This window comes from Leeuwenhoekiella sp. CH_XMU1409-2 (assembly GCF_037029365.1).
In the GTDB taxonomy this organism is placed as follows: Bacteria; Bacteroidota; Bacteroidia; order Flavobacteriales; family Flavobacteriaceae; genus Leeuwenhoekiella; species Leeuwenhoekiella blandensis.
The window spans coordinates 193,152-209,548 of sequence record NZ_JAYMEI010000004.1 but is presented as its reverse complement, the minus strand read 5'-3'; the positions used below and the strand labels follow the sequence as shown (position 1 = coordinate 209,548).

The following is a 16,397-nucleotide window of genomic DNA, read 5'->3' as shown; positions in this document are numbered from 1 at the left end:
GTTAGTCAACATCCCAAAATAATTGACTAAGTATGGTATCTCCATTTTCTAAACCTGAAGCAGCTGCTGCACGATTTTCACCGTTAAGCGTTTGCAAGATTTGTGGGTATCTTAAACGGAAAGGTAAATCAGTCACTCCGTTTACACCAGATTCAAAAGTGTATGATTCAATTCTATTATCAGGTGATTGCGCATCAATTTGATTTTGAGGCAAGGTTACTGTGTCACCAGGTAATAATAAAACATTAGGATATCCTGTTCTTCTGTACATTGCGTATGCCGTATTTGGCTGCATATATAAGGCAACATACTTTTGATTAAGTACATTCTCTTCAGAAGCAGCAGGTAAAGCGCTTACAAATGCAGTGATATCAGCATCAGCTACGCCCCATTTTTCCATAGATGCACGTACACCTTCCTCGTAATTTGCTTGGTCAAAACCATTTTCTTCAGAAAGGATGAAAGCAACTTCAGCATATTCCATAAGTACTTCGCCATAATCTGGTCTCAATACTTTACTACTCATAAAAGAGTATGAAGAGAATGGAAGTGCGTTCATGTTTCTAAATGCATATGGAGCACCTACATAATCTGCAGGATCATTGCTTGGTGTATAAGTCCCATCTTGTACCTCTTGAATTCCTGCTGAAATTGGCGCTGCCATTTCAAATAATCTAGGATCAAGGCCAAAGTTTCCACTTTCTCCTTTAAGAAGGTCAATAAATGGAGCAGTTACAGCAAAGTCAGTTCTACCAATAAAGGCTCTCCACCAAGGAGAAGCGTTTAGGTCAGTAGTCTCATAGCTTTGTACTGCGTTGTCATCGTTAGAAGTCATTACTCCAGACTGAACCGCCACGTTGATTGCATTAGAGGCAGTTGTTGGGTCAACTTCGCGAAGGTTGTTTGCTACTCTTAAGATCAATGAGTTTGCAAACTTTTTCCATTTTGCAGCATCACCGTTAAAAATGTTATCACCACTGGTGAATACCGGGCTGTTAACATTGATCATATCTGCAGACTGACGTAGTTCGCTAAGAATATCAGCATAGATTTCCTCTTGAGGAGCAAATACCGGATTCAAATCTTCATCAACATCAAGTGCCTGAAAATTCTCATTATTAGAACCGTAAGAATAGTAAGGTACATCACCAAAGAAATTGGTCAACTCATAAAACATGTAAGATAACATAATACGAGAAGCAGCAACTTGGTTGTCGTTATCTCCAGAAGCAGCAGCGTCATCCATTGTCGCTTCATCGGTGTTAAGATCAATGATAGACTTTAGATCTGATGCAACTAAGTATGTGTTTTGATAAATACTTTGAGCAGAAGACTCACGATATAAATAGCGATCTTCGTCAGCATAAGCTGTTTGCCCCCAGTATTCTACCCAGTTTTGCGTTAAACGTCCTGAATTAAAAGCGTTACGATTAAAATCGATAAAGCTTTTAGTAGCAGATGCAAAAATGTTTGCAGTAGGAACGACTTCAGGGTCGTTAGGGTTTATATTAACTTCTTCTAAGCCCTCATCACAAGAACTAAATCCTGCGGAGATGACGAGCATTAATAAGATTATAAATTTATTTTTCATCTTTTTCTTAAAATTTTAATTGAACGTTAAGTCCGTAAGAACGTGTTGACGGTAAAGAACCACCTTCAGAACCTTGAATGTTACCACTACCGGTAGTAGCGATTTCTGGATCGAAGTTGTCATTGTCAAGACCCCAAACGAGTAGGTTTCTACCAAATGCAGTTACACGTACTTCGCTAAATGCGTTACCTATCCAATTTTTAGGAAGGTTGTAGCCAAGGGTTATTTCACGTAATTTCCAGTAAGAAGCGTCAAAAACGTTTTGTGCATCATTACCAAAGTAGAAGTCAGTACCGTATTGTTGTGCTGAGATTACCTGAGTATTTTCAGCAGTATTTGATACGGTATAAGAACCATCGTCATTATACGTTACATCACCAGTCACACCAGGAAGCACTAAACCTTCTTCACGAATGTTGTTAGCGGCAGTTTGCTCTAAAATACCAGAGTAGTTACCCCAGATATTGGTTAAAGAACGGTATACACCACCTTTTTGTCTGTCGATTAACACACCTAAACTAATGCCCTTGTAAGTGAATGTGTTTCTAATACCCATATTGTAATCCGGTAGAATAGAACCAAGATTTTCAACATCTTGAGTTTCTGCGTAGCTTCCGTTAGAATTTACAACACGGTTTCCAGCGTCATCATATACATAGTTTGTACCACGTATTTGACCATAACGCTCGCCTACAACCGCGTTCAAAGAAACACCGTTAAAAGGGAAACTTGCTATTTGAAGCGTTTCAAGACCTTGTGCAAGACTTAATAAAGTGTTCTCGTTTTTAGCAAAGTTCCAAGTTACATCCCAAGAAAAATCATCGGTCATTATTGGAGTTGCATTAACAAGAATCTCAATACCTTTATTCTCTAACTCACCAGCATTAAGCACAGTGCTAGAGAAACCGGTAGCAGGATCAACTTGAACTGGAGTAATCAAGTCTTTAGTTAACTCATTGTAATAAGTTACATCAAAACCTAAACGTCTGTTGAAGAAAGAAGCTTCAACACCAAATTCATAAGTTCTTTTCTCTTCTGGAAGTAAATTAGGGTTTCTGTTACTATTGTTAAGTGAGAAAGGAACAGATCCTAAAAATGGGTTGCTTCCGATGAAAACATTACTAAGTTGGTATGGTGTGGTATCACTACCAACTTCAGCATAACCTGCTCTAAGTTTTAAGAAAGAAAGCCAGTCTGCATTAATGAATTGAGAAGCGATAAAACTACCACTAACAGAAGGGTAGAAGTATGAATTGTTCTCTGCAGGAAGGGTGGATGACCAGTCATTACGACCTGTAACTGTTAAGTAAGCGAAGTTATCATAGCCTAAAGAAACCGAGCCAAATAAACTGTTTATTTGACGTTGTGTATCACTTTCACTCACGGTAGGGTTATCTACAGAGTTACTAAGATTGTAGAATCCAGGAACAACAAGACCACCATTGGTATTTGAACCTAAGAAATGGTATTCATTAACCCTTCTGTTACCACCTACAAAAGCATTGATGCTTAATTTGTCATCAAATACAGTTTTGTCAAAGTGTAGTCTACCTTCGTAGTTGATCTCTTGAAAATCACGATCACTCTCAGAGTAAGATGCTTGTGCTTGTGAGCCTACAGCAGTTCTTTGATTAATTCTGAAATCATAAGTATCACCATACACTTTTGCTACCGCATAGAAATCATCAGTAAAGTTGTAAGTGGCACCTACAGTACCATACCAACGCGTTCTTTTATCTTCTGCAGTATTTTCATTCAATACCCAGTATGGGTTATCAGTATATCGAGGAGTAGGGTCGTCGTAAGCAACTCTGTTCCATGTTCTTTGAGTACCATCGGCAGTACGATAATTTTTCAATCTTTCATAATCAAGTGAAGTCTGTCCAAATTGATATAATTGAAGAATTACACTTTCTCCTGTGTAACCTGAAGCAGGTCTGTTAAAACCATCAGTTACCGTAAAGTTTACCGAAGCGTCAACTTTTAATTTGTCACCAATTTTTGTTGAACCATTGAAGTTGATACTCGTTTTGTTCAATTTTGTGTTAGGTAAAATCCCTTCAGTCTGCGTGTTGTTTATAGACATACGCATGTTAGAGTCTTCACCTGCTTGTGAAAAGGCTACGCCATTGTTGTAAGAATAACCTGTTTTGAATAGGGTACTACCATCATTTGCAGGAGCGACCCAAGGTCTTGTTTGTAAATAACCTGGTGTTCCTGGTTCTAAAGCATCCCAGTGTAATACCGGCTGACCTTCATAGCGTGGTCCCCAAGATTCATCAGTAGCATAGTCAACTAAGTTGTAAGTAGAACCGTTGATTGTCGCTTGGTTAAAACCTCCTTGATCTCCAATAGTGTAGTTACCACCACCACCTCCGTAGAGTTTTTGCGTTTGTGGTAAAATGTTTACTTCTTCAAAAGTGATTCCTGTATTTACAGTTACCTCACCTTTACCTTTTTTACCTGACTTCGTAGTAATCTGAATTACACCATTAGATGCACGAGAACCGTAAAGCGCTGCTGCAGCACCACCTTTAAGTACGTTCATACTTTCTATATCGTCAGGGTTGATGTCAAAACCAGTATCACCAAAATCACGGCCACCGCCACCATTTTGAGCAGAGGTACTGTTATAGTTACTGTTATCTAATGGAATACCATCAACAACTATAAGAGGTCTGTTTTCCTGAGTAATAGAACCAATACCACGTATTAAAATTCTAGAAGAACCACCCAAGTTACCACTCGCATTAGAAATTTGAACACCTGCTACCTTACCAGATAAGGCGTTAAGCGCGTTGCTGTTTCTTGTTTGTGTTAGCTCCTCATTACTTACTTCTTGAGTCGCATAACCTAGTGATTTTTTCTCTCTTGAAATACCTAAGGCGGTAACAACGACTTCGTCAAGTGCTTCACCTGCGGTAAGACTTACATTAATTGTGCTTGATGCACCAACTACTTGCTCAGAATCACCAAATCCTACATAAGAAAAGACAAGAGTTTGACCTTCTGAAGCTGAAATTGCATAATTACCGTCAAAGTCTGTTTGTGTACCGGTAGTGGTACCTTGGATGACGATGTTTACGCCGGGAAGCGGAACACCGCTTCCATCAGTAACCGTACCGGTTACTTCTTTGGTTTGTGCAAAAGAAAATTGCACTGCTAACGCCAAGAAAAGCGTTAGCAATCCAGTAAATTTAATTTTCATGTTATTGTTTATTTGAATTAGCCAGTGGCGAATTTGTATAAATAATAATCAATAACCAATTTATTCATCATAAAATTTAAAGGAGCTCTTGTTTAATTCTTATCCTAAACAGCGTATATATGAGAATATGTTAATGTTCTGCTCGTAAATTTGTATAATTTTAAAGTATTTGTAAAAAATATGTTAACGTGAAGTATAAGGCGCTGAAAGGTAGATGTTTGTCTGTGTTAATGTTTTGCCATGTAGTTTAGAATTTTTGGTGTTTATATCGTTTGAGAAGATGTTATATGTCTAGGAATAATAAGGGTGTTGAAATCCATTAATATACAAGTGTTAAAATTTGCTATAAGAAATAGATCACATAAAAAAAGCCTGCAAGTAAACTTGCAGGCTTCTTCGATTATTGGCTAATAATCTCTACGTGGTATCTTGATTTAGCTTATTGAGCACAAACAGTAATTGGTAATAAACCGGAGGCTTGCTCACCAAAATCTCCTGAATCGTAAACTAAAGAGCCATCTGGAGCATAAACCTCAAAACGAATTTCTCCGTAATTATCTCCAGGGAAGTTCCACTCAGCGCTTACTGTTCCTTCAGGAATAGTTACAGTTGCAACTCCTTCATAGCCATCATTTGGAGTACAGCCTCCTTGGCTTTCATCTAGGAAAGCACCGTCATTACATCCTCCATATGGAGAGCAAAGACCTACTTCTAGAGTCGTGGAATCAAGTACAATTGTAATTCCTGACCCTCCATTGCCACAGTCTGTTTGCCAACCATCACCGTAAGAATCAAACATTCTTACTGTGTAGTCACCTGGCTCTGGTGAACAGGTTAATAAAGCATTGTATTGGAATGGAGCTTGGAAAAATACACCGGTTAATACGCCAGAGCTACTTTCTGGTCCTAATGATCTTCCGTCAGTTAAGTTTAATACTAACTCAAAGATAAAAACGTCACCAGCGGTATACTCATTTTCTGTAATTCCCATAGCAGAAACAGCTTCACCAAAAGTTGCAGTTAATGTTGCTCTTGGTAATCCGACAGGACCTTCAGAGAATTCTGAAGCAGAAACCGTTTTTACAAGGCTTCTGTTTGGATCAGAAGTTCCGTTGTCACTTGTTAAGTCTCTAAGGGAAACGTAGATGTCTACACTTTCCATTAAATCCCCATCAAGCTCATCTTGCTCCTCTACGGTAACAGCAAATGTAGAAGACGGGTCGCTTGAGTTTAAGGAGGCGTTTATCACCTCAATAGTTCTTAATGCAGCACCTTTCTCATAATCTAAGACGGTGTAGATTGCATTATCTGGGTCGTCATCACAAGATATTGTGTTAAAGACAAGCCCTAAAATTAGTATGTATTTAAATAAATTTTTCATCTTCATATTGATTTTAGTTTGCAGGGTTAGTCACTCCAGAATCCCAGAATACCTGAGTTGCGTTATCTTGTCTTTGACTAACATTTGGATTCGCGTTAACTTCGCTTGAAGGATATAGAAGTGTTCTAGGGAACGGTCCTGGGTTAGGATCTATATTTCTAGCAAGTGTTCTTGGGTATCCAGTTCTTCTGATGAAGTTGAATGCATCAGCGCCACCTCCATACATTGCGATGAAGAATTGCTCACCTAGGATGTCTAATTTAGACTTTTCAACAGGCCATCCGAATGCATCTAACGCCGTGTCATCATCTGCATCAGCAAAATCATCTGTGATATCTGCGATGAAGTCGTCGATTTCTTCCTCTGTTGGAGCTAAACTGGTGTCTGCTGTAGGGTCAGAAAATGTAGTTACATAGCTAATAGATTCAGTTACACCAGCTTCAAATGCAGCTTCAGCATTGCTGTCTTGACCTAACATGGTATATGCTTCAGCTCTCCAGAATTCAACAAATGAAGATAATATGATAGGCTCGATACCAGCACCACCGGCTCCAAGGCCAAGGCCTACTGCTGCATCATAAAATGTGATGTCGCTTTGATCTGCTGAAAGAATTACCCAGTCTAAATTGTCGTCAAATCTACCTCCTGCTGGATATACACCAGACGCTGTTCTCAAGAATGAATCTGGTGGAATACCTTCGTTATTACCGTGAATTCTACCCCAGTATCCTAAGCGCATAGAACACCAGTAATCTTCTTCCTCGGTGAATTCTAAGTGACCAGGTACATCTTGTGCGGAACACGCTAATGCAGCTGCATCAACATCTCCATTGTATAGGTAATAACTTTCGTCTGCTTCCCAAAACAACAGGGTGAAACTACCAGGAGTTACAGCGTTTTGACGATAGAAGTAATATCTTCTACGTGGATCAGTATTACTAGACAGATCTCCATAAGTTCCTGCCATTAGGTTCATCAACCAGTTAGATCTATAAAGGTTTGCACCACTATCGGTATAATCACTAGCGTAATCAGGATGACGTGTGTCAGGTTGCTGTAGGTTTGTACCATAGGCAAATGCGAAATTGTCATCAGCACTTTCAATTACGTTAGTTGCATTAATAACACCATTGTAATCTCCGGTTGTAAGTGCTGCACGCATTTTAAGCGTATTAACAAATTTTATCCATTTGCTTGCATCACCTTCATAATATAGGTCTGTTGCAGTACCTGCACTTGAGCCCTGTAAAAGAGCAGAAGCTTCATCCAATAAAGATAGCGCGGCATCATACACTGCGGCATCATCATCTAATTGTGGATTAGGGAACTCTAAAGGCATGTTTGCTTCAGTCCAAACGATATCACCAATATAGTCAACCAATAACATCATCATGTGTGCTTGCATCGCCTTTGATGCTCCTAAGATATAGTCGTAAGATCCATCTGTGTTTGATTCTTCTATTACAGCAATATCAGGATTCATTGAGCTGAATAGATTTGCCCAAGGGCCGTTCATAGTACCACTTCCGTAATTGTTAAAGTAGATACGGCCACTCATATAGTCTATTCTTCCAAGCTGTGCACCGATGTTGTTGAAAGAGGCAACACCATTTCTGTAACTCAGCTGTACACTATTAAATAATAGTGTAGGGTTGGCCTGATCGGGGCTCAACGAGTTAGGGTTTTCTAGCATTTCTAGCTCAACGGTCTCACAACTTTGAAAGACTGTAAAGGCTGAAAGAAAAGCTATAAATAATACATTATATATTTTTTTCATATTAAAAATTTTTAGTAGATGCTATTATAATTGTAGACTTCTACGATTAGCTTAGAATGTCGCTTTAACGCTTAATCCATATCTTCTTGAACTAGGACCGTTGAGGTAGTCAAACCCACGTCCGTTACCAACACCAATACCAGCAACGTTAGGGTCAAAATTAGCGCGGTCTGGAGTGTTGTAAGCATCATACCATAAGTTATAACCTGCTGCAGTGATAGATAAATTACCGAACGGAGTTTTATCTAACCATTTTTTAGGCATATTGTAGCTTAAGGATAATTCTTTAAGACGTATAACTGAAGCGTCATAGATTCTTAATTCGCTAGGTCCAAAAAGAACATTATCAAAATAGAATGATGAGTTGTCTAATTGTTGTCTGTTAGGAGAACCATCGGCCAATACACCCGGTAATATAAATGGTTCTCTACGATCAGGATTAATTAATCCACGACCTAGTAAAGTTCCTATTGTTTGTGAGTAGATGTCACCACCACTTACGTGACTAAGTTGAAAACCAAGTGTGAAGTTTTGGTAAGAGATCGTGTTGATCAAGTTCATTACATAATCAGGGTTAGGATTACCGATTATAGGAGCGATAGAACGCGCTCCTTCAGTTCCTGCTTCTACTTCATTACCAGCATCATCAATGTAAACTTCTGTTTCAGAAACATAGAAACCATCGTTTCCTACAACATAATTTCCATTATCATCGCGAAGAATACGGCTTCCTACGATCACCCCAAGTTGCTCACCTTGAATAGCAGCGTTACCTAGGTTTGAGAATCCTGCATAAACAATTTGGTCACTTCCTAGTTCAGTAACGATTTGCTCGTTTGTAGTGAAGTTAACTCGTGTATTCCAATTGAAACCTGTTGGTTCAGAACTCTTAAAGATGTCTACTCCAAGATCAACTTCCCAACCGGTACCTTCTACTTTACCAATGTTTCCTGTAGTACTTGTGTATCCAGAAGATGTGGATAATGGAATACCTACAATCTGATCTGTAGTGGTACGATCATAGTAAGATAAACTTACATCTAGTCGGTTTTTAAGCAATCTAGCATCAAAACCAACTTCCCATTCGCTAATTAATTCTGGTCTTAGGTTAGGGTTTGCAAGACCATCGCTTACTGCATTGGTTACAATTCCGCCTGGTCCTCCAACGGCACCACCTGAAACTTGGGTAGATTGACCGATGGTGTTTACCGTAGGGTAGCCGCCAGGGAATCCTGCAGATGATCCAAGACCTGCTCTTAATTTAAGATAGTTTAGGCCTAAACTGTTTCCGCCGCCAAAACCTTCAAAAGCTGATGTTGGGATGAAAGAAGCACTTACACTAGGGTAGAATTGACTGTTGTTTTCTGAAATAAGGTTAGAGATCCAGTCATTTCTTCCAGATAATGATAGATAAAGATAGTTGTCGTATTCAAACGATAAATCTCCAAATAAACCTATTGTATTTCTTTCGGAAGTACTTTGAATTGGTAATTGGTTTTCAAAGTTGAAGTGTCTTTGTACGTTATATACAATTTGACTTGTACTTGCAACACCTTGTCTGTCGTAATATTCTCCTAAAGAGCTTCCACCTACAAGAAAGCTAACGTTTAGCTTTTGGTCTGCCGTTAAGTCATAGTTTCCTGAAAATGCTGCATAGTGATTAAAGTTAGTTCTATTGTTATCCCAAGTGTCATAATAACCAAAGCGGTCAGCATCACTGTTTACACCTCCTCGGTTTGAGTAGGAGTGGTTTCTTTCATTATAGATGTCGATACCTCCACGATATAGGAAACTAACATTGTCGTTAAACTCATAAGATAGCTGCGCGTTACCAAAAACACGATTAGTAAGCTGTCCGTTTTGAGCGTTTGCCACAATCCAACGTGGGTTTACGATGTCATTACCATTACGATAGTAAATACTACCGCCAGTTTCTGGAATTTCGTAAGGTAATCCCATTAGATCCACACCAATTGGAGTAAAGAATACTTGACCAAAAACAGATAGTCCGTAATTAGCGTTACCATCACCCGCAGCTACTGGTGGAGTTACAAAATTGGTTCTTGAGTAGTTAAGAATTCCTGTTACCGTAAAGTTATTTGTCAATTTAGCACGACCACCTACAGAAAGAGTGTTTCTTGTAAGGCTGTTTCCAGGTGTGAAACCTTCATCGTCTGTATGACCAAAGTTTACGTTGAAAGACATATTCCCATCATCAGAGGCTCCTCTTATGTTTAAAGAAGTACTGCTTACGCTACCTGTTCTGAAAAAGTTTTCAACACTGGCATAGGGTCTATAAGCATAATCAACTCCTTGGTAAGACTGATAAAGTTCATTTTCTCCTCCTAAGAAGTTTCTTAAGAATGCGTTAGTAGAATATGGATGAGGAACATTTCCATTTGCATCAATAATCCCGGCAGGGTCATTTAAATAACCGTCAACTCCGTTCGGGCTGAAATTTGGTCCCCAGTTACTAAAGAACCATCCAAAAGATTGGTTAAAACCTCCACCATACTCTTGTTGATAATCTGGAAGAGATGCGATTTCATTGAAAAAGAAAGACTGGTTCAATGTGATTTCAGTTTTCTTCTTAGCTCCTTGGCCACTATTTGCTTTAGTAGTGATTAATATAACCCCGTTTCTACCATCGGTACCGTATAGTGTAGCAGCTGCCAGACCTTTAAGTACAGTAACGCTCGCGATGTTGTTAGGGTCAATATCTAAGAAGCGGCTCGAACCTGTGTTACCGTTAACAAAACTTCCTGATGAGTTGGTGTCACTTGCAAAAGGCACACCGTCAACAACGAATAAAGCCTGGTTACTACCATTGATGGAGGTGTAACCACGTATTACCACGTTTGTTGCAGAACCGGAAGTACCGTTTTGTGCAGTGATCTCAACACCTGAAGCCTTACCTGATAGAACACGAGCAACGTCAGATTCTGGACGTTGTTCTAATTCGTCTGAAGCTACTTCACTTACAGCGTAACCTAGTGCTTTTTTCTCCCTTTTAATTCCTTGGGCGGTTACAACTACTTCTTCGAGTGCTTCACCTGCTGTTAATTGAACATCAATAGTAGAAGAAGTGCCTACTGTTACATCTTGCGGAGAAAATCCTACATAACTAAATGTAAGCACGTCTCCGGTTGATGCTTCAATAGAATACAATCCATCAAAATCTGTTTGAGTTCCGGTTGATGTTCCGGAGATAAGAACGTTAACCCCGGGAAGTGGGACACCACTATCGTCGGTTACCGTTCCAGAAATTGTTCTGGTTTGTGCAAAAGAAACTTGCACAACTAATGCTACAAAGAGCATTAGAAATCCTTGTAATCGTTTTTTCATGTTTAATATTTATTTGAATTAGCCGAGGATAAAAATGATTAAAAAAATAGACTCAAACAACAAATTTGGTGTTATTTTTAAATTTTTGTTAATTTAATTATGCTAATGTGTTAATTAAGGATATTTCTAATTTTTATCCTTTTTAACTGATAATACTTTAAAATTAACAGTATTTAACAATGTTTGATTTATCTTGGTGTTAAATAGTCAATTTTACTATTAGGTTTGTTTTGTTGTGGGTTGCCGCTCTTTTAGAAAACGGTTAAAAAAGTTAAATGAAGAATTGTGTTGGAAAAATCAAAACCTTCTTTTGGTTTTAAGCCGTTGGCGAGATTCAATTTTAATGTGCCTGATTGAGTTAAGAAAGAAGTTCCAAACCCGAATGAGTATAGTGTGTTTTTTTGGTTGGTGATGTCGTTTTTGATGTAGGCCAAGTCAAATATGCTGTTTATGTAGAGTTTTGAAGAGGGGGTGTATCTAAATTCAGACTGAATGCTGCTAAACGTGTTGGCGTTTAGGCTGTTTTCTTTGAAGCCTCTTAAGGTGTTCATTCCGCCAAAGCGCTCTAGTTCATTGGTGAGATAACTGCTCGATTGTAAATAGTGGGTTTTGTTCTTTAGGTGTATCTGTGTGTTGTTTGAAGTGTTAAATGATTTTATAGCTTCAATGCCTAATGCGAATTGTGTGACTGTGTTTTCTGTTTGGCGTTGTGCAAATCCTGTGTAAATTTTAATTGTTTCTGTATTGCTAAAAAATGAAAGCGTGGTTCTTCTGTTGTATTGAAAGCCTAGACCGATTCTGTTTTTAGTGAATTCTTCTGTAGATGCAAGTGGGGTTGGTGTTGTGGAGCTTTCAAAATTATAAGCTAAGCTGATCTCTGATTGTGGAGAGGGGTTGTAGGAGATCTCTAAGCCTTGTGTGGTGTTAGAGAAAGTACTGTCTTGTCTAAAGATATTGAGCTGAGCGTTAAGGCTTAGAGGTGTTTTTAAAATAAAAGGCAAGTGAGCGTGGAGATTGAATGTTTGTTGCTCATCGCCATTGCTTTTGTAGAGTAGATTTATTGATTCGCCATAATTAAAGTTGTTGGTTAGCGCTAAATCTAAGTTGCCGTCAACTCGTAGCTTGCTGATATCTTCTCTTGAGGCGAATCCTAAAAAGCCTTCAAGTTTGTTGATGTTTTTCTTCTTTATATATAAGTAAAGGTTTGTGCTGTCTTTTGAAAAGAATAGTTCTGGTTCCTGTGTTTGTTGAATGAAAGGGATGTTCTCTAGATTCTTTGTTTTTGATATAATTTCGTCTCGCTTGAATAAAGTGGTTTTGCTGATCTTTAGAAAGTGCCTGAGAAATGATTTTGGGAATTTGTCATATCCTTTAATAGTGACAGTATTAAGTGCGCGTTGTTGTTCTCTTGTTAAAATGAGTGTAGCTTGGGTGTGGTTATTAGATTGACGAATATTTACCAGGCTTACAGAGGAGAGTGGGAAACCTGAGTTGTTTTCGGCGGCTAGCAATTTCTGAAATGTAGGTTGTAATTCGTCTATTGCAATGCGGAATTTGTTTTCAGAAAATGGGATGCTGCTTTTTCTTATCGTTTCGATGAGTATAGGATTGGTTGTTTTTAGGGTGATCGAATCAGTTCTCTTTCCTAAATGAAGTTTTAGTGAGGTTGAATTCGAGCTGTCTGACTTTATGTCTGAAAAGTAATGTTGAAAATAGCCTCTTATATATAAGGAGTCGTTTAAGGATTGAATGGTTGCTTTTAATTCTTGTTTTGAATTGAAGTTGTTGGGTTTTGTGATGGAATTGATAATGCTATCCGCTGAAGCTGAATTGGTGAAAATGTTTAAATGGATTTTTTGTGCGGATATCGATTGACCTAAAAGGAAGAGTGTGCCGAGGATGAAGAATTTAAGCTTCAAAATTTAAATGGAGTTAGGTTAGGTAATCGTTAAGAATTTAATAATAGAAAAATCTCTTTGAAAATTAATGATTTAAGTGTTGAAATACTAGATTTATTTTGTAGCTTTGCACACCCTTAGAAAAGGGCTATTATAATAACTATAATTTAGGTAAAAGGAAATTATGCCAACAATTTCACAATTAGTACGAAAAGGAAGAGCCAAGATAACCAAGAAGAGTAAATCGGCTGCTTTGGATTCGTGCCCACAACGCCGCGGGGTTTGTACCCGTGTGTATACCACTACGCCTAAGAAACCTAACTCAGCGATGCGTAAAGTAGCGCGTGTTAGATTGACTAACGGTAAAGAGGTGAATGCATACATTGGTGGTGAAGGACACAATTTACAAGAGCACTCGATAGTATTGGTTAGAGGTGGAAGGGTAAAAGATTTGCCAGGTGTTAGATATCACATTGTACGTGGAGCTTTGGATACTGCAGGTGTTCAGGGAAGACTACAGCGTCGTTCTAAGTATGGAGCAAAACGCCCTAAGAAGTAATTAAAACTTTTAAAGAGAAGAAATGAGAAAAAGACAGGCCAAAAAAAGACCACTTTTACCAGATCCTCGTTTTAACGATCAGCTGGTTACGCGTTTCGTTAATATGATGATGTGGGACGGTAAGAAGTCGGTAGCCTTTAAAATCTTTTACGATGCAATGGATATCGTAGAGGAGAAGAAAAACAACGACGAAAAAACAGCTTTAGAAGTTTGGAAAGACGCCCTTTCTAATGTTATGCCTCATGTTGAAGTGCGTAGCCGTAGAGTAGGTGGTGCTACTTTTCAAATTCCTATGCAAATTAGACCAGATCGTAAGATTTCAACTGCTATGAAGTGGTTGATTAGCTTTGCTAGAAAGCGTAATGAAAAATCGATGGCTTCTAAGTTAGCGGCAGAGGTTCTTGCTGCAGCTAAAGAAGAAGGTGCTGCTGTTAAAAAACGTACAGATACTCATAAGATGGCAGAAGCAAATAAAGCATTCTCTCACTTTAGATTCTAAAAAAAAATGGCACAAAGAGATTTAAAATTTACAAGAAACATAGGTATTGCGGCTCATATTGATGCGGGTAAAACTACAACTACTGAGCGTATACTTTATTATACTGGTGTAAGCCATAAAATAGGTGAGGTGCACGATGGTGCGGCTACTATGGACTGGATGGAGCAAGAGCAAGAGCGTGGTATTACTATTACTTCTGCTGCGACAACTTGTACTTGGAAATTCCCAATGGAGAATGCACAGCCACTTCCAGATACAAAAGATTATAACTTCAATATTATCGATACTCCGGGACACGTTGACTTTACTGTAGAGGTAAACCGTTCTTTACGTGTACTTGATGGTCTTGTTTTCTTATTTAGTGCGGTTGATGGTGTTGAGCCACAATCTGAAACTAACTGGAGGCTTGCTGATAACTACAAAGTGCCGCGTATGGGCTTTGTGAATAAAATGGACCGTCAAGGGTCAAATTTCCTTGAGGTTTGTAAGCAGGTTAAGGAAATGTTAGGTTCTAATGCAGTGCCTATCGTACTTCCAATCGGTGAAGAGGCGGACTTTAGAGGAATTATCGACCTTGTCAAGAACCGTGCGGTTGTATGGCATGATGAAACTCAAGGATCGACTTTTGATGTTATCGATATTCCTGAAGAGTTAAAAGAAGAGGCAAAAATGTATCGTGGTATGTTGATCGAAGAGGTTGCTGCTTACGATGAGAATTTGCTTGAGAAATTTATGGAGGATGAAGATTCTATTACTGAAGATGAGGTGCACGCTGCGCTTCGTGCTGCTGTGATGGATATGTCTATCATTCCTATGATTTGTGGTTCTGCCTTTAAAAATAAAGGGGTGCAGTTCTTGTTAGATGCTGTATGTCGTTATTTGCCATCTCCTGTAGATAAAGAAGGTATTACTGGGATCAATCCAGATACTGAAGAAGAAGAAATTCGTAAGCCAGATGTTACTGCTCCATTTGCAGCATTAGCATTTAAAATTGCTACTGATCCATTTGTTGGTCGTTTAGCATTCTTCCGTACCTATTCAGGTCGTTTAGAGGCTGGTTCTTATGTGTTGAACAACCGTTCAGGTAACAAAGAGCGTATTTCTCGTATCTATCAGATGCACTCTAATAAGCAAAATGCTATCGACTTTATCGAGGCAGGAGATATTGGAGCAGCTGTAGGATTTAAAGATATTAAGACTGGTGATACGTTATCAGATGAGAAACACCCAATCGTACTTGAGAGTATGGAGTTTCCTGATCCGGTAATTGGTATCGCAGTTGAGCCTAAAACTAAGGCAGATGTTGATAAATTAGGTATGGCTTTGGCTAAGTTGGCAGAAGAAGATCCAACATTCCAAGTGCGTACTGATGAAGCTTCTGGTCAGACTATTATTTCTGGTATGGGTGAGCTTCACTTAGATATTATTGTAGATCGTCTTAAGCGTGAGTTCAAAGTAGAGGTTAGTCAAGGTCAGCCACAGGTTGAGTATAAAGAGGCTATCACTCGTGTTGCAGATCACAGAGAGGTTTATAAGAAGCAGTCAGGTGGTCGTGGTAAATTCGCAGATATCGTATTTACATTAGAGCCTGCTGAAGAAGGTAAAGTTGGTTTAGAGTTTGTTAACGAAGTGAAAGGTGGTAACGTTCCTAAAGAATATATTCCTGCTGTAGAAAAAGGATTCAAAACAGCGATGATCAATGGTCCTTTGGCTGGGTTTGAGGTTGATGCTATGAAAGTTACGCTTAAGGATGGTTCTTTCCATCCTGTAGATTCTGATGCATTGTCTTTTGAGCTTGCTGCTAAATTAGGATTTAAAGCTGCTGCAAAAGCTGCTGGAGCTGTTGTTCTTGAGCCAATGATGAAAGTGGAGGTAATTACTCCAGAAGAAAACATGGGTGATATTGTGGGTGACCTTAACCGTCGTCGTGGTCAGATGAGTAGTATGGGTGACCGTGCTGGAGCAAAAGTTGTAAAAGCTATTGTGCCGCTTTCTGAGATGTTTGGTTATGTAACTACATTACGTACACTTTCTTCTGGTCGTGCAACTTCTACAATGGAATTTTCACACTATGCAGAAACTCCTTCTAACGTATCTGAAGAAGTTATTGCTGCAGCAAAAGGAACTGCTAACGCTTAA

General features: G+C 38.8%; 9 protein-coding genes. 3 read left to right on the top strand and 6 right to left on the bottom strand.

Annotated elements, in window-relative coordinates; genetic code table 11:
* Position 1 precedes the first annotated feature (1 nt).
* The 6 genes from WA338_RS06145 to WA338_RS06120 form a co-directional block, all read right to left on the bottom strand.
* Positions 2-1,591, bottom strand: coding sequence for a SusD/RagB family nutrient-binding outer membrane lipoprotein (locus WA338_RS06145; RefSeq protein ID WP_273016621.1), 1,590 nt, complete (start codon positions 1,589-1,591; stop codon positions 2-4).
* A gap of 7 nt (positions 1,592-1,598) precedes the next feature.
* Entirely contained in the window at positions 1,599-4,799 is a 3,201-nt protein-coding gene (locus WA338_RS06140; protein WP_336092656.1) for a SusC/RagA family TonB-linked outer membrane protein, read from the bottom strand.
* A 439-nt stretch (positions 4,800-5,238) separates the two neighbouring features.
* On the bottom strand, positions 5,239-6,180 hold the full coding sequence (locus tag WA338_RS06135) for a hypothetical protein (protein ID WP_273016625.1): 942 nt from the start codon (positions 6,178-6,180) through the stop codon (positions 5,239-5,241).
* 13 nt (positions 6,181-6,193) lie between these two features.
* Positions 6,194-7,957 carry a SusD/RagB family nutrient-binding outer membrane lipoprotein gene (locus tag WA338_RS06130; protein WP_336092653.1) on the bottom strand — a complete coding sequence of 588 codons (1,764 nt, stop codon included), beginning with the start codon at positions 7,955-7,957 and terminating at the stop codon, positions 6,194-6,196.
* Positions 7,958-8,008: 51 nt separating this feature from the next.
* The gene (locus tag WA338_RS06125) at positions 8,009-11,302 is read right to left on the bottom strand and encodes a SusC/RagA family TonB-linked outer membrane protein (RefSeq protein ID WP_273016629.1); all 3,294 of its coding nucleotides are present in this window, start codon (positions 11,300-11,302) and stop codon (positions 8,009-8,011) included.
* A gap of 251 nt (positions 11,303-11,553) precedes the next feature.
* A complete protein-coding gene (locus WA338_RS06120) occupies positions 11,554-13,221 on the bottom strand; it encodes a hypothetical protein (protein ID WP_273016631.1) in 1,668 nt (555 codons plus the stop codon).
* A gap of 163 nt (positions 13,222-13,384) precedes the next feature.
* Between WA338_RS06120 and rpsL the strand changes: the two genes are divergently transcribed.
* The 3 genes from rpsL to fusA are packed head-to-tail and all read left to right on the top strand — an operon-like array spanning position 13,385 to position 16,397.
* Positions 13,385-13,759 (top strand): 30S ribosomal protein S12, encoded by a 375-nt coding sequence (gene rpsL, locus WA338_RS06115; protein ID WP_009779177.1) that lies wholly within the window; start codon positions 13,385-13,387, stop codon positions 13,757-13,759.
* 22 nt (positions 13,760-13,781) lie between these two features.
* Positions 13,782-14,258 (top strand): 30S ribosomal protein S7, encoded by a 477-nt coding sequence (rpsG, locus tag WA338_RS06110; RefSeq protein ID WP_009779178.1) that lies wholly within the window; start codon positions 13,782-13,784, stop codon positions 14,256-14,258.
* 6 nt (positions 14,259-14,264) lie between these two features.
* On the top strand, positions 14,265-16,397 hold the full coding sequence (fusA, locus tag WA338_RS06105; RefSeq protein ID WP_009779179.1) for an elongation factor G: 2,133 nt from the start codon (positions 14,265-14,267) through the stop codon (positions 16,395-16,397).